This window comes from Halorubrum sp. GN11_10-6_MGM (assembly GCF_005435165.1).
In the GTDB taxonomy this organism is placed as follows: Archaea; Halobacteriota; Halobacteria; order Halobacteriales; family Haloferacaceae; genus Halorubrum.
On record NZ_SGUC01000003.1, the window covers coordinates 63,519 to 87,396 of the forward strand.

The 23,878-nt window shown below is 72.7% G+C and carries 24 protein-coding genes and 1 tRNA gene; 10 read left to right on the forward strand and 15 right to left on the reverse strand.

From position 1 onward, the window contains the following. Positions 1 to 29: 29 nt before the first annotated feature. The 9 genes from EXE46_RS02510 to EXE46_RS02550 are packed head-to-tail and all read right to left on the reverse strand — an operon-like array spanning position 30 to position 9,211. Entirely contained in the window at positions 30 to 1,640 is a 1,611-nt protein-coding gene (locus tag EXE46_RS02510; protein ID WP_137686924.1) for a cobyric acid synthase, read from the reverse strand. A 19-nt stretch (positions 1,641 to 1,659) separates the two neighbouring features. Further along, positions 1,660 to 2,382 (reverse strand): cob(I)yrinic acid a,c-diamide adenosyltransferase, encoded by a 723-nt coding sequence (locus EXE46_RS02515; RefSeq protein ID WP_137686925.1) that lies wholly within the window; start codon positions 2,380 to 2,382, stop codon positions 1,660 to 1,662. After that, a complete protein-coding gene (locus tag EXE46_RS02520; RefSeq protein WP_137686926.1) occupies positions 2,379 to 3,158 on the reverse strand; it encodes an adenosylcobinamide amidohydrolase in 780 nt (259 codons plus the stop codon). Before EXE46_RS02520 ends, EXE46_RS02515 begins: the two co-directional genes overlap by 4 nt. Further along, positions 3,151 to 4,224 carry an aminotransferase class I/II-fold pyridoxal phosphate-dependent enzyme gene (locus EXE46_RS02525; RefSeq protein ID WP_137686927.1) on the reverse strand — a complete coding sequence of 358 codons (1,074 nt, stop codon included), beginning with the start codon at positions 4,222 to 4,224 and terminating at the stop codon, positions 3,151 to 3,153. The genes EXE46_RS02520 and EXE46_RS02525 overlap by 8 nt, the downstream gene beginning before the upstream one ends. Continuing rightward, positions 4,221 to 4,931, reverse strand: coding sequence for an NTP transferase domain-containing protein (locus EXE46_RS02530; protein ID WP_137687020.1), 711 nt, complete (start codon positions 4,929 to 4,931; stop codon positions 4,221 to 4,223). Before EXE46_RS02530 ends, EXE46_RS02525 begins: the two co-directional genes overlap by 4 nt. After that, positions 4,931 to 5,743 carry an adenosylcobinamide-GDP ribazoletransferase gene (gene cobS / locus EXE46_RS02535; protein ID WP_137686928.1) on the reverse strand — a complete coding sequence of 271 codons (813 nt, stop codon included), beginning with the start codon at positions 5,741 to 5,743 and terminating at the stop codon, positions 4,931 to 4,933. The genes EXE46_RS02530 and cobS overlap by 1 nt, the downstream gene beginning before the upstream one ends. Beyond that, on the reverse strand, positions 5,734 to 6,771 hold the full coding sequence (locus EXE46_RS02540; protein WP_137686929.1) for a CobD/CbiB family cobalamin biosynthesis protein: 1,038 nt from the start codon (positions 6,769 to 6,771) through the stop codon (positions 5,734 to 5,736). Before EXE46_RS02540 ends, cobS begins: the two co-directional genes overlap by 10 nt. Beyond that, positions 6,768 to 8,087 (reverse strand): cobyrinic acid a,c-diamide synthase, encoded by a 1,320-nt coding sequence (locus EXE46_RS02545; protein WP_137686930.1) that lies wholly within the window; start codon positions 8,085 to 8,087, stop codon positions 6,768 to 6,770. Before EXE46_RS02545 ends, EXE46_RS02540 begins: the two co-directional genes overlap by 4 nt. Next, complete coding sequence (locus EXE46_RS02550) at positions 8,084 to 9,211, reverse strand: nicotinate-nucleotide--dimethylbenzimidazole phosphoribosyltransferase (RefSeq protein WP_137686931.1); 1,128 nt, start codon at positions 9,209 to 9,211, stop codon at positions 8,084 to 8,086. Before EXE46_RS02550 ends, EXE46_RS02545 begins: the two co-directional genes overlap by 4 nt. A gap of 326 nt (positions 9,212 to 9,537) precedes the next feature. Here EXE46_RS02550 and EXE46_RS02555 point away from each other — a divergent pair, with 326 nt between their 5' ends. The 3 genes from EXE46_RS02555 (at position 9,538) to EXE46_RS02565 (ending at position 12,741) form a co-directional block, all read left to right on the forward strand. Then, positions 9,538 to 10,128, forward strand: a complete 591-nt coding sequence (locus EXE46_RS02555) for a 50S ribosomal protein L15e (protein ID WP_096393976.1) — start codon at positions 9,538 to 9,540, stop codon at positions 10,126 to 10,128. A 176-nt stretch (positions 10,129 to 10,304) separates the two neighbouring features. Continuing rightward, positions 10,305 to 11,783 (forward strand): hypothetical protein, encoded by a 1,479-nt coding sequence (locus tag EXE46_RS02560; RefSeq protein WP_137686932.1) that lies wholly within the window; start codon positions 10,305 to 10,307, stop codon positions 11,781 to 11,783. A 145-nt stretch (positions 11,784 to 11,928) separates the two neighbouring features. Further along, positions 11,929 to 12,741, forward strand: coding sequence for a molybdopterin-synthase adenylyltransferase MoeB (locus EXE46_RS02565; RefSeq protein ID WP_137686933.1), 813 nt, complete (start codon positions 11,929 to 11,931; stop codon positions 12,739 to 12,741). 69 nt (positions 12,742 to 12,810) lie between these two features. On the opposite strand, the gene EXE46_RS02570 is transcribed toward EXE46_RS02565, so the two are convergent. Then, entirely contained in the window at positions 12,811 to 13,248 is a 438-nt protein-coding gene (locus EXE46_RS02570) for a zinc ribbon domain-containing protein (RefSeq protein WP_137686934.1), read from the reverse strand. A gap of 135 nt (positions 13,249 to 13,383) precedes the next feature. Here EXE46_RS02570 and EXE46_RS02575 point away from each other — a divergent pair, with 135 nt between their 5' ends. The 7 genes from EXE46_RS02575 to EXE46_RS02600 all read left to right on the forward strand — a co-directional run bounded on the left by EXE46_RS02575 (position 13,384) and on the right by EXE46_RS02600 (position 19,876). After that, the gene (locus EXE46_RS02575; RefSeq protein WP_137686935.1) at positions 13,384 to 13,764 is read left to right on the forward strand and encodes a Rid family detoxifying hydrolase; all 381 of its coding nucleotides are present in this window, start codon (positions 13,384 to 13,386) and stop codon (positions 13,762 to 13,764) included. Beyond that, entirely contained in the window at positions 13,765 to 14,025 is a 261-nt protein-coding gene (locus tag EXE46_RS02580; RefSeq protein WP_137686936.1) for a hypothetical protein, read from the forward strand. Between the two features lie 27 nt (positions 14,026 to 14,052). Beyond that, positions 14,053 to 14,134, forward strand: a tRNA-Ser gene (locus tag EXE46_RS02585). A 125-nt stretch (positions 14,135 to 14,259) separates the two neighbouring features. Next, on the forward strand, positions 14,260 to 14,754 hold the full coding sequence (locus EXE46_RS02590) for a hypothetical protein (RefSeq protein WP_137686937.1): 495 nt from the start codon (positions 14,260 to 14,262) through the stop codon (positions 14,752 to 14,754). 446 nt (positions 14,755 to 15,200) lie between these two features. Beyond that, positions 15,201 to 15,368 carry a hypothetical protein gene (locus EXE46_RS17000; RefSeq protein WP_199234098.1) on the forward strand — a complete coding sequence of 56 codons (168 nt, stop codon included), beginning with the start codon at positions 15,201 to 15,203 and terminating at the stop codon, positions 15,366 to 15,368. Positions 15,369 to 15,480: 112 nt separating this feature from the next. Beyond that, positions 15,481 to 18,078: a DNA topoisomerase gene (locus EXE46_RS02595; protein ID WP_137686938.1), complete on the forward strand. Its 2,598-nt coding sequence runs from the start codon at positions 15,481 to 15,483 to the stop codon at positions 18,076 to 18,078. A gap of 175 nt (positions 18,079 to 18,253) precedes the next feature. Then, the gene (locus EXE46_RS02600) at positions 18,254 to 19,876 is read left to right on the forward strand and encodes a PAS domain-containing sensor histidine kinase (RefSeq protein WP_137686939.1); all 1,623 of its coding nucleotides are present in this window, start codon (positions 18,254 to 18,256) and stop codon (positions 19,874 to 19,876) included. A gap of 20 nt (positions 19,877 to 19,896) precedes the next feature. Here the strand turns inward: EXE46_RS02600 and EXE46_RS02605 are convergent, their stop codons facing one another. From EXE46_RS02605 to EXE46_RS02625, 5 genes are all read right to left on the reverse strand, one after another. Beyond that, entirely contained in the window at positions 19,897 to 20,256 is a 360-nt protein-coding gene (locus tag EXE46_RS02605; RefSeq protein ID WP_137686940.1) for a DUF192 domain-containing protein, read from the reverse strand. Positions 20,257 to 20,338: 82 nt separating this feature from the next. Then, positions 20,339 to 20,593, reverse strand: a complete 255-nt coding sequence (locus EXE46_RS02610) for a glutathione S-transferase N-terminal domain-containing protein (RefSeq protein ID WP_137686941.1) — start codon at positions 20,591 to 20,593, stop codon at positions 20,339 to 20,341. Positions 20,594 to 20,826: 233 nt separating this feature from the next. Further along, a complete protein-coding gene (gene thsB, locus EXE46_RS02615) occupies positions 20,827 to 22,473 on the reverse strand; it encodes a thermosome subunit beta (protein WP_137687021.1) in 1,647 nt (548 codons plus the stop codon). 234 nt (positions 22,474 to 22,707) lie between these two features. Then, the gene (locus EXE46_RS02620) at positions 22,708 to 23,232 is read right to left on the reverse strand and encodes a copper resistance protein CopD (protein WP_137686942.1); all 525 of its coding nucleotides are present in this window, start codon (positions 23,230 to 23,232) and stop codon (positions 22,708 to 22,710) included. 70 nt (positions 23,233 to 23,302) lie between these two features. Continuing rightward, on the reverse strand, positions 23,303 to 23,851 hold the full coding sequence (locus tag EXE46_RS02625) for a hypothetical protein (RefSeq protein ID WP_137686943.1): 549 nt from the start codon (positions 23,849 to 23,851) through the stop codon (positions 23,303 to 23,305). Positions 23,852 to 23,878: the final 27 nt, after the last annotated feature.

Sequence of the window (23,878 nt, forward strand, 5' to 3'; positions counted from 1 at the left end):
CTAGAACAATATACGTTCCGCCTCCGGAGCTACGCGCCGCCCGGCGTTCCCGCCCCGAGGAGATCGCCGAGCCCGGCCGCCGTCAGGTCGACGTGGTCCGCGACGAGGTCGGCCGCGCGCTCGTACGGGGACCGGTCGGCGGCCGTCGCGGTCGGTCGCTCCCGGCCTGCGCTCGCGAAGGCCGCCTCGACGAAGGCGTCGCGCACCGACGCCGTCTCGAAGAGTCCGTGGAGGTAGGTACCGAGGACGCGCTCGGTTGCGACGCTCTCGGCGCCCAGCGGTTCGACCGCGAGTGAGGACTCCGCCTCGGCGAGCGCTCGGGTCCGCCCGGCGTGGATCTCGTACCCGGTCGCGTGTCCGCCGGCGCCCGCGATTGGCCCGACGCCGTCGACTTCGCGGGTGACGCGCTCGACGCGCTTCTCGGTCGAAAACCGCGTCTCGACCGGGAGCAGGCCGACGCCCCGCACGGTCTCCCGGTCGCCGACCCCCTCGACGGCCGCGTCGACGAGCCGCTCGCCGAGGATCTGGTAGCCGCCGCAGACGCCGACGACCGGGCCGTCGAACGCGCGCAGCCGCTCGTCGAGGCCGGCGTCGCGCAGCGCGAGCAGGTCGTCGACGGTGTTCTTCGACCCCGGCAGGACGACCGCGTCGATCCCGTCGAGTGCGGCGTCGAGCGGCAGGTAGGCGACGCGGACGCCCCGCTCCCGCGCCAGCGGTTCGAGGTCGGTGAAGTTCGAGATGCGCGGGAGCCGCGGCACCCCGATCCGGACGGTCTGGCCGTCCGGGACGCCGTCGTCGTCGCCGAGGACTCCGGCGTCCCTCTCGCTCCCGCCCTCCCCCCGCGCGTCTCCCGTCGCCGCGTCCGGCAGCGAGAGGCTGTCCTCGGCGGGGAGCCCCGGGTCGTCGTGCGGGACGACGCCGACGACCGGGACGCCCGTGCGCTCCTCGATCTCGGCGATTCCGGGGTCGAGGAGGGCGGGGTCGCCGCGGAACTTCGTGATCACGGCGCCGCACACGCGCTCGCGGAGGTCGTCGGGGAGCAGTTCGAGGGTCCCGTAGAGGCTCGCGAACGCCCCGCCGCGATCGATGTCGACCGCGATCAGGATCGCCGCGTCCGCGAACCGGGCGCACTCGACGTTCGCGAGGTCGCGGTCGCGGAGGTTGATCTCGGCGACGCTCCCAGCCCCCTCCGCGACGATCACGTCGTGATCGGCCGCGAGGCGTTCGTGTGCCGCGACCGCGGCCGCGCGGGCCTCCTCCCAGTGGTCGTCGTAGTACGCCGAGGCCGGGACGTTCGCGATCGCCTCGCCGTCGACGACGATCTGACTCTCACCTCCGCCCCGAGGCTTGAGCAGCACGGGGTTGCTGTCGGTCGTCGCCGGGACCCCTGCCGCCCGCGCCTGGACGTGCTGGGAGACGCCGATCTCGCCCCACTCGCCGTCGGGCGTCAGCGCGACCCGCGCGTTGTTGCTCATGTTCTGGGCCTTGTACGGGGCCACGTCGACGCCGCGGCGCGCGAGCAGACGGCAGAGCCCGGCCGCCAGCGTGCTCTTCCCGACGTGGCTCGCCGTGCCCGCGATCAGGACGGTGTCGGCGTCGGAGTCGCGGTCCGCCGACGCGTCGTCCGCGACGTCGCTCATGGCAGCGCGGCCCCCACGCTCAGTACTCCGTCCCCCGCCGGGCGCGCTGCCCGTCGTCGAACGGGTGTGCGACCTTCCGGACGTTCGTGATCAGGTCGGCGACGCCGTCGAGGTAGTCGGGCTCGTCGTGGCTCCCGGTGAGGACGAGTTCGAGACCCTCCGGCTTCGACTCGACGAGACGGACGACCGATCCGGGCTCGACGAGTCCGCGGTCGGCCGCGTACAGCAGCTCGTCGAGGATCAGCATGTGGACGCCGTCCTCGGGGTCGCCGTCGAGCGGGAACGGCGCCGTCAGGTCCGCCTCACCCGCCGCCGCGACGAGCGCCTCAGCGCGGTCGAAGGCCGCGGTCGCCTTCGCCTCGTGCTCGTCGTCCGCCGAGCCGTCGAGCAGGCCGTGCCAGCCGTAGTGGCCGGCGTTCTCGTAGGTGAACCCCGGCACGGCCGCGATCGCGTTGTACTCGCCCCTGACCCCCTCGACGCTGTCCGCACCGCCCTTCATGAACTGGAGCATGTGGACGCGGTAGCCGTGCCCGGCGGCCCGGAATCCCATCCCCATCGCCGCGGTGGTCTTCCCCTTCCCGCCGCCCCACCATGCTTGGACGAGCCCGAACTCCGCGGGCGCCGCCGGCTCGATCGGCTCCGGCTCGGGCGCCTCGCCGCCGCCCGGGGTGCTGGCGGTCCGGTCTCGGTCGTCGCGTTGTCCGTCTGTCCCGTCGTCGGTGTCGTCGTGGTTCGTTGTCATGGATCGAAAACCTCCGCCCGCTCGTCGGTGACGACGCCGTGTTCGGCGTCGACCGTCGACTCGGGCACGTCGCCGTCCGGGTACCGCGACCGCAGGCTCGCGCGGACCGCGTCCCGGACGCAGGCGCGGGCCGCTCCGCCGACCGCCGTGGCGCTGCCGGAGAACGCGGCCGGCTCGCCGCCGGGATCGTCGGCGACGACGACCGCGTCGCTCGTCGTCCCCGGGACCCCGGCCGTCGCGAGCAGCGTCGCCGCCTTCGCTTCGGCCGCGACCGCGACGAGGTTCGCCGCGGCCCCGGGCGCGAGCCGCCGGGTCGTCCCGACGATCAGGTTGACCGTGCCGGGGTCGGGCGGGCTCTCTGTCGACTCCGCCGGTCCCCGAAACTCGGGCGCGCCCGCTGGTTCAGTAGGCAGCGTCGCGGGGTTCGAGAGCCCGACGGTCGCGTACGCGACGGCCGAGCCGAGCCGCGCGCCCCGCGCGTGGGCCATCGAGACGCCCGTGAACAGCGTCGGCGGTGCGTCGCTCTCGAGTCCCGCCCGTCTCGCGTCGCGGTCGCCGTCGCCGCCGTCGGCGCTTCCTCCCGGCCGATCGAACCCTGCCCGCGCCAACCGCTCGTCGCGGTAGGCCGCGAGGTCGGTCCGGTCGAACCCCTCCGGGACGGTGACGTTGTACGCGACCGCGCCCCGCGAGCGCCCGCCGTTCCAGCCGGTCGAGAGCCAGCGCGTCCCCGGTCTGCGCAGGCGGAGGACGCCCTCGCGGACGGTCGCGTCAAACATCGGCGTCGTCACCCCGACTCCCGTCGCCGTTCGCCTCGCCGTCTCCGTCCGCTCCGTCTCCGACGCCGAGCGCCGCCAGCAGCCGGTCGTTCTCGGCCGGCCGGCGGACGGCGACCCGGACGTGCGAGTCGAGGCCGCGGAAGGACCGCGCGTCGCGGACGGCGACGCCGCGCTCACGGGCGCGCCCGATCACGCGGTCGACGTCGCGGTCGCCGACGTCCACGAGCAGGAACGGCGCTTCGGAGGGAGCCACCTCGTAGCGCCCGTCGAGCGCGGCGCGCAGCCGTTCGCGCTCCCGCCGGACGCGCTCGCGGGTCTCGCGGACGAAGCCGTCCTGTCGGAGGCAGTACTCGCCGGTCGCGAGCGCGGGGGCGCTCAGGTTCCACGTCCGGCGGGCGCCCCGCAGCGCCGCGCCGAGGTCGCCCGTCGCGACCGCGAAGCCGGTCCGGATCCCCGGGAGGCCGAACAGCTTGGTGAGCGCCCGCGCGACGACGACGCCGTCGGTCCCCGCGAGCGACTCGCGCTCGGTGAACCCGAGGAACGCCTCGTCGACGAGCAGGACGGTGTCCGTCGCCCGGCACCGCGCCGCGAACCCGAGCAGCGCCTCGCGGTCGTACCCCGTTCCAGTCGGGTTGTTCGGCGTACAGACGACCGCGAGCGCGTGGCCGCTCGGGTCGGCGCCGAGGATCTCCTCGGCGTCGACGAACGAGGGTTCGCCCCCCTGAAGCCGGACCTCGCGGGCGTACTCGCCGAAGCTCGGGGCCGGAAGGAGCGCGGAGTTGCCCTCGTCGACCGCGAGCGCGACCGCCGCGCGGATCGCCGCCAGCCCGCCGGGCATTGGGACGACGGCCTCCGGGTCGCAGCCGACGTAGTCGGCGGCGGCCGCCCGGAACGCCTCGGGGGGCTCCGGTGGGTACGTTCGGGCCGTCTCGAAGGCCGCTCGGTAGACGCGCACGACGCCCTCCGGCACTTCGGGGTTCGCGTTCGCGCTGAAGTCGAGCAGGTCCGGGTCGTCGCTGCTCCCGTGCGGCTCGCGACCCAGCGCCGCCGCCCGGTCGCGGTTCACGCCGCGTCACCCCCGCGGTCCGCCTCCCGCCCACCGAGCCACTCGACCTCACCGTCGGGCAGCGAAACGGACGCGTCGCCGGCCAGCAGCCGCGCCGCGAGCCGGCGGTCCGCCGGGTAGTTCACGTTGACGGCGAGGCGCGCGTCCCGGGTGACGCGGGTCGCCTCGTCGCCGTCGCCGTCGAGCGCCCCGACGACGTTGATCCCGGTCGGCGCGAGCTCGCGGTCCCCCGCTGTCCCGTCCGAGTCGCCGCGCTCCGTCGCCGCGTCGGCGCTCGCTCCCAGCTCTCGTTTGCGTTCCGCGGGCGAGAGCACCGACAGCGAGCCGGCGCCGCTCGCCGCGTGCGCGTCGAGGACGGCGTCGACGGCCGCCCCGTCGAGCAGCGGGAGGTCGGCCGCGACGGTGAGGACCGGCGCCTCCGGCCCGGACTCCAGCGCATGCCGGAGGTCCGCGACGTACCCGTCGCCCGGGGCGTCGACGACCGTCAGGTCGAGCGCGTCCGGCTCGGACCCGCGGGCCGCGGCGTCGCTCCGGGCGACGAGCCGTTCTCGCGTCGCCGGAACGTGCGGCGAGACGACCGCGTACGCCGCCTCGACCCGGCTCGCGGCGAGGGCGTCGAGCGCGCGGTCGACCATCGCCCGTCCGTCGACCCGGACCAGCGGCTTCTCGGCGTCGCCGCCGAGGCGGGTGCCGCGGCCGCCGCACATCACGAGAGCGTCCACGCGATCACCCCCGCGTGGAGCCCGACGACGCGGGCGAGCTCGTTCGTCGCGCCGAGCACGTCGCCGCTGACGCCGCCGAGGCGGGCGTTCGCCCAGACGTACGCGACTCCGGCGACGGCGAGCGCGCCGGCGACGGTCGCGGCCGGGTAGAACGCGGCCCCGAACGAGCCGGGGCCCGGACGGAGGAACGGCGCCCCGAGCAGCGCGGCGGGGGCAGTCGCGAGCGCGACGCCGACGAGGGCCCGCGGACCGGACTCCCCCGTCAGCGCGGAGCCGAGCCCCTCGTGCGGGGCGTCGCCGACGCAGACGAGCGTCGCGGTCCCCCCCTTCGCCCCGACCTCCGCGGCGACGACGAGGACGACGGCGTCGACGGGGGAGAGGCGGGCGAGGTCCGCGACAACCGTCGCCGCGGCGACGAGGCCGACGACGACCAGCGCGAGCGCGACCGTTCCGCCGACGCCGAGCGCGGAGTCCTTCATGACCTCGCGGCGGCGGTCGGCGTCGCCGTGGACGACCGCGGCGTCCCCGAGGTCCGCGACGCCGTCGAGGTGGGTGATCCCGGTGACGAGGTAGATCCACGCGGGGAACGCCGCCGCGAACGTGGGCGACGGCACCCGGACCGGCGACAGCGCCGCCGCGGCGACCGGGAGCGCGATCAGGGCGCCGAGCAGGTAGGCGACCGTCGGCAGCGCCGCGGGCGTCCGCCGGAACGCCGCCCAGTCCCCGTCAGCGCGCCCGACAGGGAGCCGCGAGAGGAACCCGAGCGCGCCGCGGAGCGCGGCGACGGTCAGGACCACGCGACCACCCCCGCGAGCGCGAGGAGCCACCCCGCCGCCGCCGCGACCGCGACGCCGCCGGCGACCCCGACGAGCCGGACCGCGTCGCGGGCGGCCGCGGGGGTCGGCGGCTCCGGTCCCCCGGCGAGGGCGTACGCGCCCGGCTTCTCAAGCCGGACGCCGAGCGCGACCGCGGCGGTCGCCATCGGCCACCCCGAGTTGGGCGAGGCCGGCTCGCGGGCCAGCGGCCGCGCGCGGCGCAGGCTCCCGGGCGACCGCGCCGCGACGGCGAGGCAGGCGGCGGCGGCTCGCGCCGGGAGGAACATGACCGCGTCGTCGAGGCGAGCGCTCGCCCGGCCGACCGGCTTCGACCGGTAGCCGAGCATCGAGTCGAGCGTGTTCACGCCCTTCGCCCAGACCGCCGCGGCGACGCCGAGCGAGAGCGCGGAAGACGAGACGGCGCCGCCGGCCACCGTCGCTCCGACCGCGCCGGCGGTCGTCCCGAGCGCGTACCAGAGCAGCGGCGCGACGAACCCGTCCGCGAGGTTCTCGGCCGCGCTCTCGACCGCGGCGCTCCGGAGGTCGGCCGGCGAGAGGCCGGCGGCGTCGCGCCCGACTAGCGCCCGGACGGACTCGCGGGCCGCCTCGGGGTCCGTCTCGCTCTCGGCGACCACCTCGCGGGTCACGTCGAGCAGCATCCGGAGGCTCGCGGCCGAGAAGAGGGCGCCGGCCGCGACCGCGACGGCGAGGAGCGGTACGCCGCCCGCCCGAGGCCCGTACGCGGCCGCGACCGCCACGCCGCCGCCGGCGAGGGCGGCCGCGGCGAGCGGGAGGGCGACCGCGAGCGCGACGCCGACGGGCTCCGGGCGGGCCCACTCGCGGTCGAACCGTCCGACGACGGCGCCGAACAACGCGACCGGATGGACCCGCCGGGGCGGCTCCGCGACCGCGAGGTCCAGCGCGACCGCGAGGGCGACCGGGGCGAGCAGGGTGACGCCGAACGCGGCGAGTGAGGCGCCGGCCACCGCCTCGGTCGCTCCCCCCGTCATCGTCCCGCCTCGTCGAGGAAGGCGTCGAACGCCCCGCTCTCGGAGTGGACGTGACAGTACGTCCCGAGCGTGCGGTGTTCGGTCAGCCCCTCGCGGTCGCCGTCGATCCCGGTCCCGCGCTCCACGTCGAACGCGAACCGGGCGTCGTCGTCGACGTCGGCCGCGGAGTAGTGGAACTCGTGACCGCGGAGCCGATCGCCGCCCCCGGCAGTGAGCGCATCCCGCCGCGCCCGGAGCTCGACGTGGTCGAGCGCCTGATACCGCTCTCGCATCTCGACGCTCGCGGGGAGGACGCCCGCCATCTCGTGGCTCTCGCCGTCGACGGTCGTCAGCGACTCCGCGAGCGCCATCAGCCCGCCGCACTCGCCGAGCACGGGCGTCCCCTCGGCCGCGGCATCGGCGACCGAGCCGAGCGCCGGCCCGTCGGCGAGCGCCGCGGCGTGGAGCTCCGGGTAGCCGCCGGGGAGGTAGACGCCGTCGCAGGGCGGGAGGTCGTCGCCGGCCGCGGGCGCGAACTGGACCACCGTCGCGCGCTCGCGGAGGCGCTCGCGGGTGGCGGGGTAGACGAACCGGAACGCGGCGTCGTCCGCGACCGCGATCCGCGGAGAGTCGTCGCGGTCGTCGTCGCGCGCGAATGCCGACTCCGTCGCCGGCGGTGTCGGCTCCCGGGCGATATCCAGCAGCCGCTCGGTCCGGAGCGTCTCGGCGGCGGCGTCGAGCGCCGCCTCGTCGAGCGGGACCTCCTCGCCCATGTGGAGTCCGAGGTGTCGGTCGGGGATCTCCAGGTCCTCCCGGGGCGGAATCCGGCCGCAGTAGTCGAGTTCGTCGGGGAGCGCGTCGCGGATCCCGTCCTCGTGGCGGCCGCCGTGCGCCCGCTGGGCGATCACGCCCGCCACGTCGACGTCGTGGGGCGTTCTGTCGGCGTAGGTCGCGAAGCCGAGCGCGGTCGCCCCGACGCTCTCCATCCCGGCGCTCGCGTCGACGACGAGGACGACGGGGAGGTCGAGCGCGGCCGCGACGCCGGCCGTGCTGGCGGCGCTGCCGTCGTACAGTCCCATCATCCCCTCGACGACGCAGACGTCGCCCTCGCCGCGGGCGTAGTTGCGTCGGAGCCCACCTTCCCCCTGAAGCCACGGGTCGAGCGTCCGCGACGGGCGGTCGGCGACCGCCGCGTGGTGGCTCGGGTCGATGAAGTCCGGACCGGCCTTCGCGGGCTGGACGGACCGCCCCGCGGCCTCGACCGCGCGCAGCGTCGCGAGCGTCGCAACGGTCTTTCCGACCCCAGAGGCCGTGCCGGCGAGGACGACCCCGTTCATCCCGCGTCCCCTCCGTTCGTCGGCGCCGATCCGCTCGCCGACGCGCCGTCCTCGTCGCCTTCGGCGCGCTCGTCGAGCAGCCGGTCGGTCACGGCGGCGATCCGATCGCGGACGGCGGCGTCGGCGACTCCCGCGCGCTCCGCGAGCGCGAGCGCGCCGCCCATCCCGACGCCCTCCTTCGCCTCGCCCCGGGCGTACGCCGACATCGCGGGGTGGTCGCTCTCGGCGAATCCGGGGTCGGCCGCCGCGAGCGTCAGGTCGAGGTCGGCCGCGAGCGCGGGGAGGTCGGCGGTGGGGTCACCGGCGACGAGCGACGTGGTCGCGAGCGGCAGCGGGCGCTCGACGCCCGCGTGCCGCGCGAGCGCCGCCGCGGCCGCGAGCTGGGTGCCGCCGGCGAGGGTGACGTCGATGCTGGCGTCCACACAGCCGACGATCAGGCCGGCGACCGCGGCGAGGACGGGGTCGCCCGCCAGCCGGACCGCCTCGATCGGGTCGCCGGCCGCGTCGCCCGGGTCGAGCCCGCTCGCCGCCAGCCCCTCGGCGACGACGCGGCGCTTGCGCTCGATCGGGTTCGCCGGCAGGGACGAGGAGACCGCCGCACGCTCGCCGAGCGCGGTGAGGGCTCCGAGCGCGGTCGTCGTTCCGCCGGGGATCGTCTCGGCGACGAGGAGTTCCGCGGGCTCGTCGCCTCCCCCGTCCCCGCCGGTGCCTCCGTCCGCGTCGGCCGTCGCCGCGAGCTCCGGGGCCAGCGCGCGCGCTCGCTCGAAGACGGTCCCCGCCGCCGGGACCGGTTCCGGGTCGCGAAGGTCGCCGCCCGGCGACGCGCCCACGTCGCGGACGGTCGCCGCGGTCGGCGCGCCGAGCCCGGCGTCGAGGAACTCGACGGGGAGGCGCTTGGGACCGAGCAGCTCCCTGACTGCGCGGGTGACGACCGCGGGCGTCGGACAGCCGCTCGGGCTCACCGGCACGGGCGAACCCGGGGCGGGGCGTCCCGTCTCGACGATCTCGAGGTCGGCGCTCGGCGTGTGGACCCGCAGCTCCGGGTCGGCGCCCGCGGCGCTGATACCGTCGATGGCCGCGGTCTCGGTCGTTCCGGCGACGACGACGAGAATCACGTCCCTCATCGGGAACCACCTCCGTCGAGTCCGTCTGCTCCCGGCGCAGCGTCGATTTGTACCACTGGCGGTTCATCGATACAAGTGAACTTTAATCGGTCGACGCATCGCCGGGGGCGGCGGGCCGATCCCTTTGTCACGCCCACCCACGTGACCCGCGGAGCGAAGCGGTTAAGGGCGAACCGCGGGTACTCCCGACAACTCGCTGGTGCGGACACAGCGGGCACTCGCCGCCGGGGCCGGCCTCGACGCCGTCGTAACCGTCGACGTCGCGTCCCGGGACGAGACGATATGTGGCCCCTCGCGGCTGAATCGCAACCGTCCGCGGACAACATATGGCACGAAGCTTCTACTCGCACATCAAGGAGGCGTGGCGGTCCCCCAAGGAGGGGAAACTGGCGGAGCTGCAGTGGCAGCGCAAACAGGAGTGGCGCGACCAGGGCGCCATCGAGCGCATCGAGCGCCCCACCCGGCTGGACAAGGCCCGCGAACTGGGTTACAAGGCCAAGCAGGGCGTCATCGTCGCCCGCGTGAGCGTCCGCAAGGGCGGCTCGCGCAAGCAGCGCTTCAAGGCGGGCCGCCGCTCGAAGCGGCAGGGCGTCAACCGCGTCTCGCGACGCAAGTCGATCCAGCGCATCGCCGAGGAGCGCGCCTCGCGGAAGTACCGCAACCTCCGCGTGCTCAACTCCTACTGGGTCGGTGAGGACGGCTCCCAGAAGTGGCACGAGGTAATCCTCGTGGACCCCGCTCACCCCGCGATCGAGAACGACGACGAGTTGAACTGGATCTGCTCGGACGACCACAAGGGCCGCGCGTACCGCGGTCTCACCTCCGCCGGCACCAAGGGCCGCGGCCAGCGCAAGCGCGGCAAGGGCACCGAGAAGACGCGCCCGAGCGTCACCTCGAACGACCGGCAGGGCAAGTAACCCGGCTCGCCCCGCGGTCGACGATACCCGCTTTTATTCCCGACTCGCCCCGCGGTCGACGATACCCGCTTTTATTCCCGACTCGCTCTCCTCGCACAGCCGCGGCACCGGATCCGCTCGACCCAAGAGCAAAGACACCGCGTCACATACTAACGGTACTACGTGGCGATCCACCGGTGACCGCGAGCAACCCCATTCCCCTCGACGAGTTCGCGACCGCGGTCGCGTCGCTCGACAGGGACGCGCTCGCGACGCTCGTCGGCGAGGCGTACGCGGCGACCGCCGACGGCGTGACGGTCGACCCGCCGCGCGTCACGGTGCGGAAGGGCGCCCGACGGACCGATCTGCTCGTCCGCTCGACGACGGACTGCGTCGACCCCGTCGACGGGGTCGACGCGGTCGTCGTCGCGAGCGACGCGCTGCTCGACGACCTCCCGGCCGACCTCGACGCCGACGTCGTGACGCCGGGCGACCTCCGGCAACGGCTCCTGTACGCCGTCCCGTCGGCGGAGGCGAACGCGATCGCGGACCGGACCCTCGGCGTCCCCGTCCGCTCCGCGACGTACGACGGAGCGGTCGATTCCGACGCCGACGGGGAGGCGGACAGCGACGAGTCGAATGACGACGCAGCGGCCGACGGGGAGGCGACAGATGCCGACGGGCCGACCGATAGCGATGAGTCGGACGTCGACGCGGCGGCGGACAGCGACGAGGCGGACGTGCCCGCAGCGGCGGGAGCCTTCGCGTCGGGCGTGACGGGTGGCAGCGTCGCTTCCGGTACCGCCGATCGAACCGCCGGTTCCGACGAGAACTCGCGGCCCCTCGATCGCTCGACCGCCGCCGCCGACGCGAGTCGCCCGACCGACGCAGCCGACGCGGGTCTCCCGACCGACGCAGCCGACGCGAATCGGCCGAGCGGCGGGGCGCCGTCGGCCGACGCCGGGGGCTCCGGCGCACCGAGCGATCGGCGGTCTCCGCGGACCGTCCTCGCGGCGGTCGCCGTCGCCGCGCTCCTCGTCGCGGCCGCCGGCGCCGGGTTCGTCGCCGGCACCGCCGGAATCGGCGGTCCGGACGGGGTCGCCGGCGTCGGGGACGACGAACCGAGCGATCCCTCGGCGACGGATTCGGATGCGGCCGGGTCGACGGACGGGGGTGGCGACGGGAGCGAGGAGTCGGGAGGCGACGGCGACGACGCGACCACCGTCGCGGTCGCCGCGGGCGACCCGACCGGCGAGGCCGCCAGGAACACGGCGCTGTCTCCCACCTGCGATCGGTCCGCGCTCCAGGTCGTTCAGATCCAGATGAACGCGCTCCGCTACAACGACGACGAGACGAACGACGGTATCCGGACCCTGCGGGCGTTCGCGTCGCCGGAGAACAGGGACGTCGTCGGCTCCATCGGGCAGTACGTCGAGCTGTTCGAGACGCCGCGGTACGCGCCGATGCTCACGTACGACACGGCGCAGTACTCTGTGCCGGTGATAGCCGACGGGACCGCCGAGGTCGCGGTCGTCACCCGGGAGAACGGCAGCGTCACCGGTCGGTACGAGTTCCGGCTCGTCCGCGTCGGCGGCGGGACTGGAGCGACGGACGGCTCCCTCGGCGACGTGGACGACTGCTGGATGACCGACGCCGTGGCGGCGTCGATTGAGTGAGTCGCCGCGGCGACGGCGCGTCCGGACCGCACCCGGGACTGGGCCGTGGCGCCACCCCGAGAACGGGCCGTGACGCTGCCCCGAGAGCGTTCCGCGACGCCGCCCCGGGAACACGATTATATCCGCGCCGGCACTGAACACGGACATGAGTCTCTCGCTCGACGCGACCCAACTCGACCGCTACTCCCGGCACGTCATCCTCGACGACGTGGGGCCGGAGGGACAGAAGCGGCTGCTCGACGCCCGCGTCCTCGTCGTGGGCGCGGGCGGACTCGGGGCGCCGGCGATCCAGTACCTCGCGGCCGCGGGCGTCGGGACGATCGGAATCGTCGACGACGACGTCGTCGAGCGCTCGAACCTCCAGCGACAGGTGATCCACGGCGACGACGATGTGGGGCGAAAGAAGGTCGACTCGGCGGCCGACTTCGTCGCGGATCTCAACCCCGACGTCGACGTCGAGCGCCACGAACTGCGGCTCGACGCGGGCAACGCCCGCGAGCTGATCGCGGATCACGACGTCGTCGTCGACTGTTCGGACAACTTCGCCACCCGCTACGTGGTGAACGACGCCGCCCGCATCGAGGGCGTTCCGGTCTCGCACGGCGCCATCTACAAGTTCGAGGGGCAGGTGACGACGCTCTCGCCCGAGGGTCCCTGCTACCGCTGTCTGTTCCCGGAGCCCCCGGAGCCGGGGACGGTGCCCGACTGCGCCAGCACCGGCGTCCTCGGCGTCCTCCCCGGGACCGTCGGCTGCCTCCAGGCGACGGAGGCGGTGAAACTGCTCATGGACGTGGGCGACCCGCTCGTCGGTCGGATGCTGTTCTACGACGCGATGGACCTCTCGTTCGAGACGGTGCCGTACGCGCGCAACCCGGCCTGCCCGGTGTGCGGCGACGACGGGATCGACACGCTCGACGGGATCGACTACGCCGCGGGCTGTCAGATCGACGCCGCCTGAGCGGTTCGCCCCGACTCGCCGTCGGTCCGTCGTCCGACTCGCCGCCTCGTCGTCGTCGGCCGCGAACGCTCACAGCGACCGGTCGGTCATCGCGGTCCCCGCGGTGACACCGGCGTCGTCGTCGACGAACCCGGACCGCACGCACCACCGACAGTATCGGTAGCCGGTGTGGTTCTCGGCGCCGCAGTGGCGGCAGACGACCGTCTCGCCGTCGGCGTCGAGCGGCGGCGGGTCTCGCTCGGTGCCGTCGCCGTCCCCCGTCTCGTTCGCGCCCGGTTGCTCGTTCGCGCCCGGCTTCCCCTTCCGGCCCGACTTCCCGTCGAGGTCCGCGTCCCCGTCCGCGCCCGGATTCCCGTCGAGGTCCGCGTCCAATGACCGGGTCGCGACCGAGCCGAACAGCTCCGCGGGGTCGCGGTTCCGCCGGGCGAGCAGCCACGTCACCGCGAGGTTGAGCGCCGCCACCCCGACGAATATCGCGGCGAGCGGCAGGAGCCCATCTCCCGTCATACGTGTCATGTTACCATTCCATCCGCTTGTGTCTGACGGTGGCTCAGACCGCTCTCGCCCGTCGCCAGAGGTCGGGGGCGACCGGCGCGGCGGCTCCAGAGTACTCTTGAGGCCGCCGGGCGAAGGCGCACCCGCATGAAGGAGACCATTCACACGGACGACGCTCCGGCGGCGGTGGGCGCGTACAGTCAGGCGACGACCGACGGCGACCTCGTGTTCACGGCCGGCCAGATCCCGCTGACGACCGAGGGCGATCTGCTCGACGACGCGCCGATCGCGGTCCAGACGGAGCAGGCGCTCGACAACCTCCTCGCGGTGCTGGAGGAGGCGGGCGCCGGCCCCGAGGACGTGCTCAAGACGACGGTGTTCCTCGCCGACATCGACGACTTCGACGAGATGAACGGGACGTACGCGGAGTACTTCGACGAGTCGCCGCCGGCCCGGTCCGCGGTTCAGGCGGGCGCGCTCCCGAAGGGCGCCGGCGTCGAGATCGAGGCGGTCGCCGTCGTCGAGTAGATGGTCGATAGCGGGGCTGAATCGGCGGAGACCCCCGGAACCCCGGCCACGCCGCGCGCCAGAGCGCGCTCCGCGGTGCTGTGGGGGGTCGTCGGCGGGTTCGCCTTCCTCGCGCTCGCGCAGGGGTACCGCCTCCTCGGTCCCGGGTCGCTCCCGGTCGGGCTCTGGGGGACGGCGCTCGTCGCGGTCGCGGTCGCGGCCGCGTCGGCCGGTATCACGTATCTCGCCGAAGCGCGACTCCGCGCGAAAAGAAGGACTTAACAGTCGCACCGGATTATCTCCGCGTGAGCCAGGATGGCCGAGTGGTAAGGCGCACGCCTGGAAAGCGTGTTCCCATCCGGGATCGGGGGTTCAAATCCCTCTCCTGGCGCTTCGCTGTCGCACCAACGAGCGAGGAGCGACAGCGACGAGCGAGTCCGGAGTTGCGTTCCGCGTTCCGTACAGATTCTGGTGAAAAATATAAGTAAATATATCTAAAATAGATAGATCGAGCGAATGGTCCCCGAAATGTCCACCGGACGTCGTAACCTCCTCGTCAGCCTCGGTGGTGCCAGCCTCGCCGGCCTCGCTGGCTGTACCGACCTCGGCGGAGATTCCACCGAGGACGACAACGATCCCGCGGTCGTCGACACGATCGAGATCGCGAACGGTCAGGACGTTCCGCGAACGTTCGACGTCGTTCTGCGGTCCGCCGAGCGCGTACTCTACTGGGACTCCTTCGAGCTTGATGCGAGTGAAGGCACTGAGGCCGACGTGGATCTCGTCGACGGTCCATTCGGGAACGGTGACGAACCGTTGTGGCTGGACGTGAAAGCGGGGTATCCCGATGACGGTCCCGACTCGGCCGAAGGCGAGACCGTCGTCACCCAGCCTCTCGGTGAGGAGTACGGCGGCTGTATCTATGTGGTGGTCTTCGCACCAATTGCTGGTGGGGTCTTGTTCCGCGTTGACCCTGCTGACGAGATCGTATCCAGAGACACTCGCTGTTGAAATTCGCTGGCGGACTGTCGTTAGGAGTTTATAAATAATCGATCGTGGATCGACGGCAGGTGCCTCCGAAGCCCCAGCCGTGAGGACGACGCACGCTCGCTGTGCTCCTCGCTCAGTCGCTCCGCTCCTTCGCTGCGGTGCTTACGTCGCCTGCGTCGTCCTCACGACTGCCCCTTCGAGTCCCGCCCCGCACCGCGACCGCACAGTACCTCACGCCTCCCCAGCCTCGCGGCTCGCGCTCGTCGAGCGCGAGCCGCGTCCCTCGCGCGTGCTCCTCGCGGCCGCCTTCGGCGGCGCGCTCGCAGGCACGCGCCGACCGCACATTCATTTATAAGTAACCGTCGTCAGCGGAGCTGCTGTTTAAATACCGCGTCGTCACCGCTGGGTGAACAGTCCGCGTACCGACACAAGACTCATATATGTGGGAAGTGTTGTCACGGGTGACGATGCCAGACACGAAATCGGGCCGCGAGCGGAAAGGGAGGAACAAGCGCCGCCAACTGGAGAACCGCCTCGCACGGCGCGAGCTCGACGCGGACGACGAACCGCCGGAACCGTATGCCGAGGTGCCCGACGCGGAGTTCCTCGCCGAGTCCGACGACGCGGCCCGGTGACCGGCCGCCTTCGGGTCCCTTCTCGCCCTTCTCGCCGACCGTTCGACCCAGTGCCTGCCGGTGATTCTCCGTCGCGAAAGCTTTAGACCCGGGAGCGGCCTATCTCGGCGCAATGAGTCGCGGCCCCGAACTGATAATCACGGAGAAAGACAACGCGGCGCGGCGCATCGCCGACATCCTGAGCGGCGAGTCCGCGACCGCGGAGCGGATGAACGACGTCAACGTCTACGAGTGGGGCGGCAAGCGGTGTATCGGGCTCTCCGGTCACGTCGTCGGCGTCGACTTCCCGGCCGAGTACAACGACTGGCGAGACGTCGAGCCGGTCGAGCTGATCGACGCGCCCGTCACCAAGACCCCGACGCAGGAGGGGATCGTCGCCGCGCTGCGCCGGCTCGCCCGCAACGCCTCCCGCGTCGTCATCGCGACGGACTACGACCGCGAGGGCGAGCTCATCGGTAAGGAGGCGTACGAGCTGGTCCGCGAGGTGAACGAGGACGTCCCCGTCGACCGCGTGCGCTTCTCGTCGATCACCGAAAACGAGGTGCAGGAGGCGTTCGCGAACCCAGACGACCTCAACTTCGAGCTCGCGGCCGCCGGCGAGGCCCGCCAGACCATCGACCTTACGTGGGGCGCCGCGCTCACGCGGTTCCTCTCGCTGTCCGCCCGCCAGCTCGGCGACGATTTTATCTCCGTCGGCCGGGTTCAGGGGCCCACGCTCAAGCTCATCGTCGACCGCGAGCGCGAGATCCAGGCGTTCGACCCCGAGTCCTACTGGGAGCTGTCGGGCGAGCTGGCGAAGGCCGGCGGCGACCCGTTCGAGGCGCGCTACTTCTACCTGAACGACGAGGGTAACGAGGCCGAGCGCGTCTGGGACGGCGACGTCGCCGAGACGCTCACCGAGGCGCTTGACGCGGCCGACGGCGCCACGGTCGACGACGTCACGCGCCGGACGCAGACCGACGACCCGCCGACGCCGTTCAACACCACCGCGTTCATCCGCGCGGCGAGCTCGCTCGGCCACTCCGCGCAGCGCGCCATGTCGCTCGCGGAGGACCTGTACACCGCCGGCTACGTCACCTACCCCCGGACCGACAACACGGTGTACCCGGACGACTTAGAGCCCGAGGAGCTGATCGAGGAGCTCTCGGCGGCCTCGACGTTCGGGAAAGACGCCGCGAGCCTACTCGAGGGCGACGCGGAGATCGATCCGACGGAGGGCGACGAGGAGACGACCGACCACCCGCCGATCCACCCGACCGGGGAGCTCCCTTCGGCCTCGGACCTCTCCGACGACGAGTGGGAGGTGTACGAGCTGATCGTCCGCCGGTTCCTCGCCACCTGCGCCGACCCCGCGACGTGGGAGCGGCTCCGCGTCGTCGCGCTCGCGAACGGCGAGGCGACCCCGATCGCCGAGAGGGCGGACGGGCTCGCCGCGCTCCGCGACCCGGACGCGGCCGACGGCCCGGCCGATCTCGTCGCCGACGGCGGCCTCCGGCTGAAGGCCAACGGGAAGCGGCTGCTGGAGGCCGGCTACCACGACGTCTACCCGTACCGCTCCAGCGACGAGCGGATCGTCCCGGACGTCGAGGTCGGCGAGACCCTGTCGCTGTCGGACCGCGCCACAGAGGCGAAGGAGACGCAACCTCCCCGCCGCTACGGGCAGTCCCGTCTCATCGAGGAGATGGAGAAGCGGCAGCTCGGGACGAAGGCGACCCGCCACCGGACCATCGAGAAGCTGTACGACCGCAACTACGTCGAGAGCGACCCGCCGCGGCCGACGCGACTCGCCGAGGCGGTCGTCGAGGCCGCCGAGGAGTTTGCCGACCGGATCGTGAGCGAGGAGATGACCGCCCAGCTCGAACAGGACATGGCGGCTATCGCGGCCGGCGAGAAGGAGTACGACGAGGTGACGGCGGCGTCCCGAGAGCTCCTCTCCCGCGTGTTCGACGACCTCACCGAGTCGCGCGAGGCGGTCGGCGACCACCTCCAGACGTCGCTGAAAGCGGACAAGACGCTCGGTCCCTGCCCCGAGTGCGGCTCGGACCTCCTCGTCCGGAAGTCCCGGCAGGGGTCGTACTTCGTCGGCTGCGACGGCTACCCCGACTGCGAGTACACGCTGCCGCTCCCCTCGACCGGGAAGCCGCTCATCCTCGACGAGACCTGCGAGGACCACGACCTCCGGCACGTGAAGATGCTCGCCGGTCGGAAGACGTTCGTCCACGGCTGTCCGCAGTGTAAGGCCGACGAGGCCGACGAGCAGGAGGACGAGGTGATCGGCGTCTGTCCCGACTGCGGGGAGGAACACGGGGGCGAACTCGCTATCAAGCGGCTCCGCTCCGGCTCCCGGCTCGTCGGCTGTACGCGCTACCCCGACTGCGACTACTCGCTGCCGCTCCCCCGCCGCGGCGAGATCGAGGTCACGACGGAGACCTGCGAGGAACACGAGCTCCCGCACCTTCGAGTCCACTCCGGCGACGAACCGTGGGAACTCGGCTGTCCGATCTGTAACTACCGCGAGTTCACGGCCCGCCAGGAGGGGTCGGAGCTTCAGGCCGTCGAGGGGATCGGCGAGAAGACCGCCGCGAAGCTGAAGGACGCCGGCGTCGTCGGCGTCGACGAGCTCAAGTCCGTCGACCCGGACGAGTTGGCGGCGGACGTCGAGGGCGTGGGGGCGGACACCGTCCGCGACTGGCAGGCGAAGGCGGACTGACCGGTCGACCGAACGGTTCGGCGCGGCCCTCGTCGGACCGATCCGGCCTCACTCCGGCCTCCTGATCTGGCCTCACTTCAGCCTCGCTCCCGCCTCGCTCCGGTGCCGCGGCAGACGCCGCGGAGACACCTAAAAGCACAAACAGATAAACGTACGGCGCGTCGTGGGTCGATAGATGGGAGATCGCGACGTCGGCCCGGAGAACACGTCGCCGAGCGACGGCGCCGCCGCGGACGGTATCCTCCGGGCGTTCGTCGAGGCGATTCCGACGCCGACGCTGGTCTGCGATCCCGAGACGCTGGCGATCCGCGCCGCGAACCCCCCCGCGGTCGATCTCCTCGGCCACGACCGCGGCACGCTGACGCTGATGGGACTTCCGGACGTCGGAGAGACCGAGGTCACGGTCGACGGGGAGCCGATAGCGGAGGTCGTCGCCTCGGCCGTCGCGGCCGACCACGAGACGGCCGGCGCCGAGGCGTCAGACACCGAGGCGTCCGCCGGGGGCGTCCGGCGGTTCGAGTGGGACGTCCGACTCGGCGATCCGGGGCTGCGGGTCGACGCGGCGCTTCACACGGCGACGATCGCCGGCGGCGAGTGGCTCGTCGTCGGCCTCTCCGACGCCACCGACCGCGTCGCGGCCGCGACCGAGCGCGACGGCGAGCGCCGGCTCGTCGACGCGCTCGCCGAGACCGTCCCGCTCGCGCTGTTCCGCTGTACCGAGGAGGGAACGCTCTCCCGGTGGAACGAGCGGCTCGCGACCGACTCCGGCTACGACCCCGAGTCGCTCTCGGGGCGGGCGCTCACGTCGCTGTTCGACGAGGAGACGCGCGGTTCCGTCGGCGACGCCCTCTCTCGGGTGTACCGCGACGGGGAGACCGTCTCCGGCGAGGCGCGGCTGCTCACCCGGTCCGGAGAGCGCCTCCCGTACCGGCTCTCGATCGGTCCGGTGACGGAGGGCGACCGGGTCGTCGGCGCGGTCGGCGTCGGGGAGGACGTCACCGACGCGTCGCTTCGAGAGGAGCGCCTCGCGGTGTTGACGCGCGTGCTGCGGCACAACTTCCGGAACGATCTCAACGTCGTCACGGGGTTCACCGGGCGGGCCATCGAGGCGATCGACGACCCCGAGCTCGCGGGGCAGCTCGAACGCGTCGTCGACACCGCACAGCGGCTGCTGCGCCTCGGCGAGACCTCGCGGAAGGTGGAGCGGTTGCTCTCCGAGCACCCCTCGCCGCGGCCGCTCGCGCTCGCGCCCGCGGTCGACGCGGCCCTCGAATCGCTCGATCCGGCGCTCCGCGAGCGGGCCGCGGTCGACGTCGACGTTCCGGCGGACCTCGCCGTCTCCGCGGTCGCGTTCCTCCCCGAGGCGATAACCGAGCTCGTCGACAACGCGATCCGCCACAACGACGCGGACGCCCCCCGAGTCAGGATTTCGGCCGCGGAGCTGCCCAGCGAGACGTGGGTCTCGCTCGTCGTCGCCGACGACGGGCCGGGAATCCCGCCCGCCGAGCGGGCCGTCCTCACCGGCGAGGAGACGCCGCTCGACCACGCCAGCGGGCTCGGCCTCTGGTACGTGAACTGGATCGTCACCGCCGGCGGCGGGAGCCTCGACATCGCGGAGAGCAAGGCCGGCGGCAGCCGGATCGAGCTGTCGCTACGCGCCGCAGAGGGATCGCCGCCCGACGGCACCGATCTGTTCGTCTCCGGGGAAACGGAACCGTTCGATCCGGACGACGCCGGGCTGTTCGATCCGGACGACGCGGAGCCGTTCGGTTCCGACGAATCCGGTGGCGGCCGGTAGCTCCTCGCTCGGGCGTCGACTCACTCCACCAGCCGTAGCTCGTCGCCGACCGCCACCGACTCGGCAGCGCCCGCCGGGAGTTCGACGACGGTGTCGGCCCGGCCGCGGCCCACCCCGACGAACGGCGCGAGCCGCTTTTTCGCCGTCACCTCGCCGTCGACGAGCCACGCGGCGTCGATCGCGAACGGCACGAACAGCATGTGGAGCCACTGCGTGTCGACCTCGTCGAACGGGAACACGAGGGCGTAGCCGTCGGGGATCGACCGCCGGAACATCAGGCCGCGGGCCTGTTCGAACGTCGACCGCGCGACGTCGACGTCGCTCGCGAGGTCGGTCTCGGCCCGGTCGCTCGCCGAATCGGGACGGTGAACGAGTCGCACGGCTGCCGTCTCGCGGCGGGCGGATAAATAGCCTCTCGTTCGGTCGGCGCCGCAGCCGAGCGCGGCGTCGACCGCGTCGGGGTTAGCTCGCGCTTCCGTACGTCTCTTCGAGGTACTCGACGATGTCGTCGCTCTCGGCCATCCCCTCGATCCCGTGCTCCTCGTCGACGAGGACGGGGACGCCGGTCTGCCCGGAGACCTCCTCGACCTCCGTCCGCTCGTCGTGCGAGCGCGGCACCATCACGGAGTCGTACTCCAGACCGAGGTCCGCGAGCTTCGTCTTCACCTTCGCGCAGTACGGACAGCCTTCGAGCTCGTAGAGTGTCAGGTTCGCCATCACCTGCTCATAGACCCTCGACCTGTAAAGAGGTGCGGCCGCGGATGCGCCCGACGCGCACGGGCGACGGGACACGCGTGCGACCACAACTCCCGAATCCAGTTGCCACTACCCTCCCACATCCAGTTGCCACTACCGAGTGACGCGCGAAACGGGGGAAAATCGGAGCGTTTGAACGGGGCAGTCGTCGGGCGATCGCGGTCGGCGCGAGGGTATCGGGGCGTCTCCCGCTTTTACATCGCGCCGCCCATGCCGCCCATACCGCCCATGCCGCCGCCGGGGGCGCCGCCCTCGTCGTCGCCGCCCGACGTCGAGAGGTCGCCAGCCGAGATGATGTCGTCGATTTTCAGCACGAGGTTCGCCGCCTCGGCCGCGGAGGCGATCGCCTGCTCCTTCGCGTGGGCCGTCTCGACGACGCCCGCGTCGGCCGTGTTGACGACCTCGCCGGCGAACACGTCGAGCCCGGCGTTCTCGTCGCCGGCCTCGTGAGCCGCGCGCAGGTCGACCAGCAGGTCGATCGCGTCGAGTCCGGCGTTCTCGGCGAGCACGCGCGGAATCAGTTCGAGGGAGTCGGCGAACGCCTCGACCGCGAGCTGCTCGCGTCCCTCGACGGAGTCGGCGTAGTCGCGCAGGCGACGTGCGATCTCGACCTCGACCGCGCCGCCGCCGGGCAGGGTGCGCCCGTCGGAGACGGTCGTCGAGACCACGTCGAGCGCGTCCTGGATGCCGCGTTCGAGCTCGTCGACGACGTGCTCGGTCGTGCCGTACAGGAGGAGCGTGACGCCGTGGGCGTCCTCGCCCTCGACGTAGAACAGCTCCTCGTCGTCGTCGCGCTTGACCGAGCCGACCGCGAGGTCGTCGGCGGTCAGCGAGTCGAGGTCCGTGACGATCGGCGCGCCGAGGACGTTCTTCAGGAACGTGAGGTCGGACTTCTTCGTGCGGCGGATCGCGAGGATTCCCTCCTTCGCGAGGTAGTGCTGCGCGAGGTCGTCGATGCCCTTCTGGCAGAAGACGACGTCGGCGCCGGACTCGACGATCTGATCGACCTTCTCGCGGAGCTGCTCCTCCTCCTGGTCGAGGAACTTCTGGAGCTGGTCCGGGGAGTCGACGTTGACGGAGGTGTCGACGTCCGCCTCCTCGACCTCGATCGGGTCGTTGAGGAGGAGGACGTTCGCGTCCTCGAAGTCGGTCGGCATGTCCTCGTGGACGGGGTCCTTGTCGATCGCCGCACCGGTGAGCAGGCGGGACTCGCCCGCCGCGCGCCCGGTGCGCGTCTCGATGTTGAGGTTCGCCAGATCGACCACGTGGGAGCCGTCGTCGGCCTCGACCGTGACGCCCTGTACCGCGCGGACGACGAGGTCGGCGAGCACGTCCTTGTCCAGCTCGGCGCCCTTCCCGGTCATCGACGTCTCGGCGACGTTACGCAGGGTCTCCGTGTCGTCGGGGTCGACGGCGGTCGCGACCTCGTCGACCTGCTCGCGGGCGTACTCGCTCGCGAGGTTGAAGCCCTTGATCACCGCTGTCGGGTGGATGTCCTGTTCGAGGAGGTCCTGGGCGTTTTTCAGCAGCTCGCCCGCGATGGCGACCGCGCTGGTCGTCCCGTCGCCGGCCTCGTCCTCTTGGGTCTCGGCGACCTCGACGACCATCTCGGCGGTCGGGTTGTCGATGTCCATCTCCTGGAGGATGGTGACGCCGTCGTTGGTGATGGTGACGTCGCCCATCGAGTTGACGAGCATCTTGTCCATCCCCTTGGGTCCGAGCGTCGACCGGACGGACTCGGCGACGCCGCGAGCGGCGGAGATGTTGTACTCCTGAGCGTCCTTGTCCTGGACGCGCTGGGCGTCCTCGCCCATGATGATCATCGGCTGGCCCTGCTGCATTCGCTGGCTCATACAGCGTTTGATTGATTGTGATTCTATATAAATGTCTCGTTGACGGGCCGCCGCGTGCGAGTACACGTCGCCGCCGGGGTCGGAAGAAAAACGCACGCCTTCGCGGTGTTTTGCCCGAATTCATGCGGGGAGTTAGCATTGATCTCCGTCGGCGACAGAGGCGCGTTCCGACGCCGTTTATATACTCACCGTCGACGCCGCGTCACCCGGTACGCCGCCGCGTCACCCCGGCACGCCGCCGGCCAACAGCGCGGCGTCGACGAGCAGCAGGACGGCGAGCCCGGCGCTCGCGAGCAGGTAGGGTCGAGCGACGGTCGCCAGCCGAGCGGACCCGGGCGCGCTCCCGACTCCGGCGAGCGCGTCCGGCGGGAACCCCTCGGCCATGTACCGCCCCCACCCGACGTCGGGGTCGACCTCGCGTCGCATCCGGAGGACGCCCAGCTCGACGAGCCCGTTCATGACGCCCCACAGCGACAGCATCGCGATGACGGCCCACCCCCGCCGGGTCGTCGCGAGGGCCTCCAGCGGCGTGTACAGCCGCCAGATCATGTACGCGCCGGTGACGGGGAGGACCACCCCCGTCCAGCGCGTGACCATGAGGAGGCGGTGCGCGGCGTCGGCGAACGCGTCACGGCCGAGCGTCCCGTCGGTCGCCCGCGGTAGGATCGCGTAGGCGACGTACAGCGTCGCGCCGGTCCACAGCGCGCCGGAGAGCACGTGGAAGACGAAGGCGGTCGTGAGCAACACGGGATCGACTGGGCGCGAGAGCGGAATAAAGCCAGCCCCGGACAGGATCGGGTGGCGGTTCGCCGCCCGGTCAGCTCTCGTCGACCGGCACCGCCTCCAGCGCCGCCTCGACGACCCGCACCGCGCTCGCGCCGTCGCGCCGGGGGACGACGCAGACCAGCGCGTCGCCCGTCACGCCCGCGGCCGCGACGTCGACGTCGGCGGCGGCGAGCCGTCCGAGCGCGGCCGTCAGCGCCGCGACGTCGACGTCGCCGGTCGCGAGGATCGCCGTTCGGTCGCCGTCGTCGACGACCGCCGTATCGCCGACGCGGAGGAGGAAGTCGGCGGCGGCCCGGTCGCCGTCGCGTCCCCCGCCGCCGTTCGTTTCGTCCGTGCCCTCGACCACGCCCACCCCGCTCCGCATGGTGACGCTCGCGCGCCGGGATTCGGTCTCGTACGCCGGCAGTTCCTCTCGGAAGCGCCGGAGCGCGGCCGCGACCGCGTCCGGGTCGCCGTCGAGGTCGGCGCGCTCCGCGAGCCAGGTCGCGGCGGCGCTGTGGTTCACCAGTCCGGCGCGGAGCGCGTCGCGGAGGAACGGGCGCGCTCTGACTGCCTCCCGCGTCTCGGCTGCCAGCGACATGCGCGGGGGTGCGCGTCGAGCGGGCAA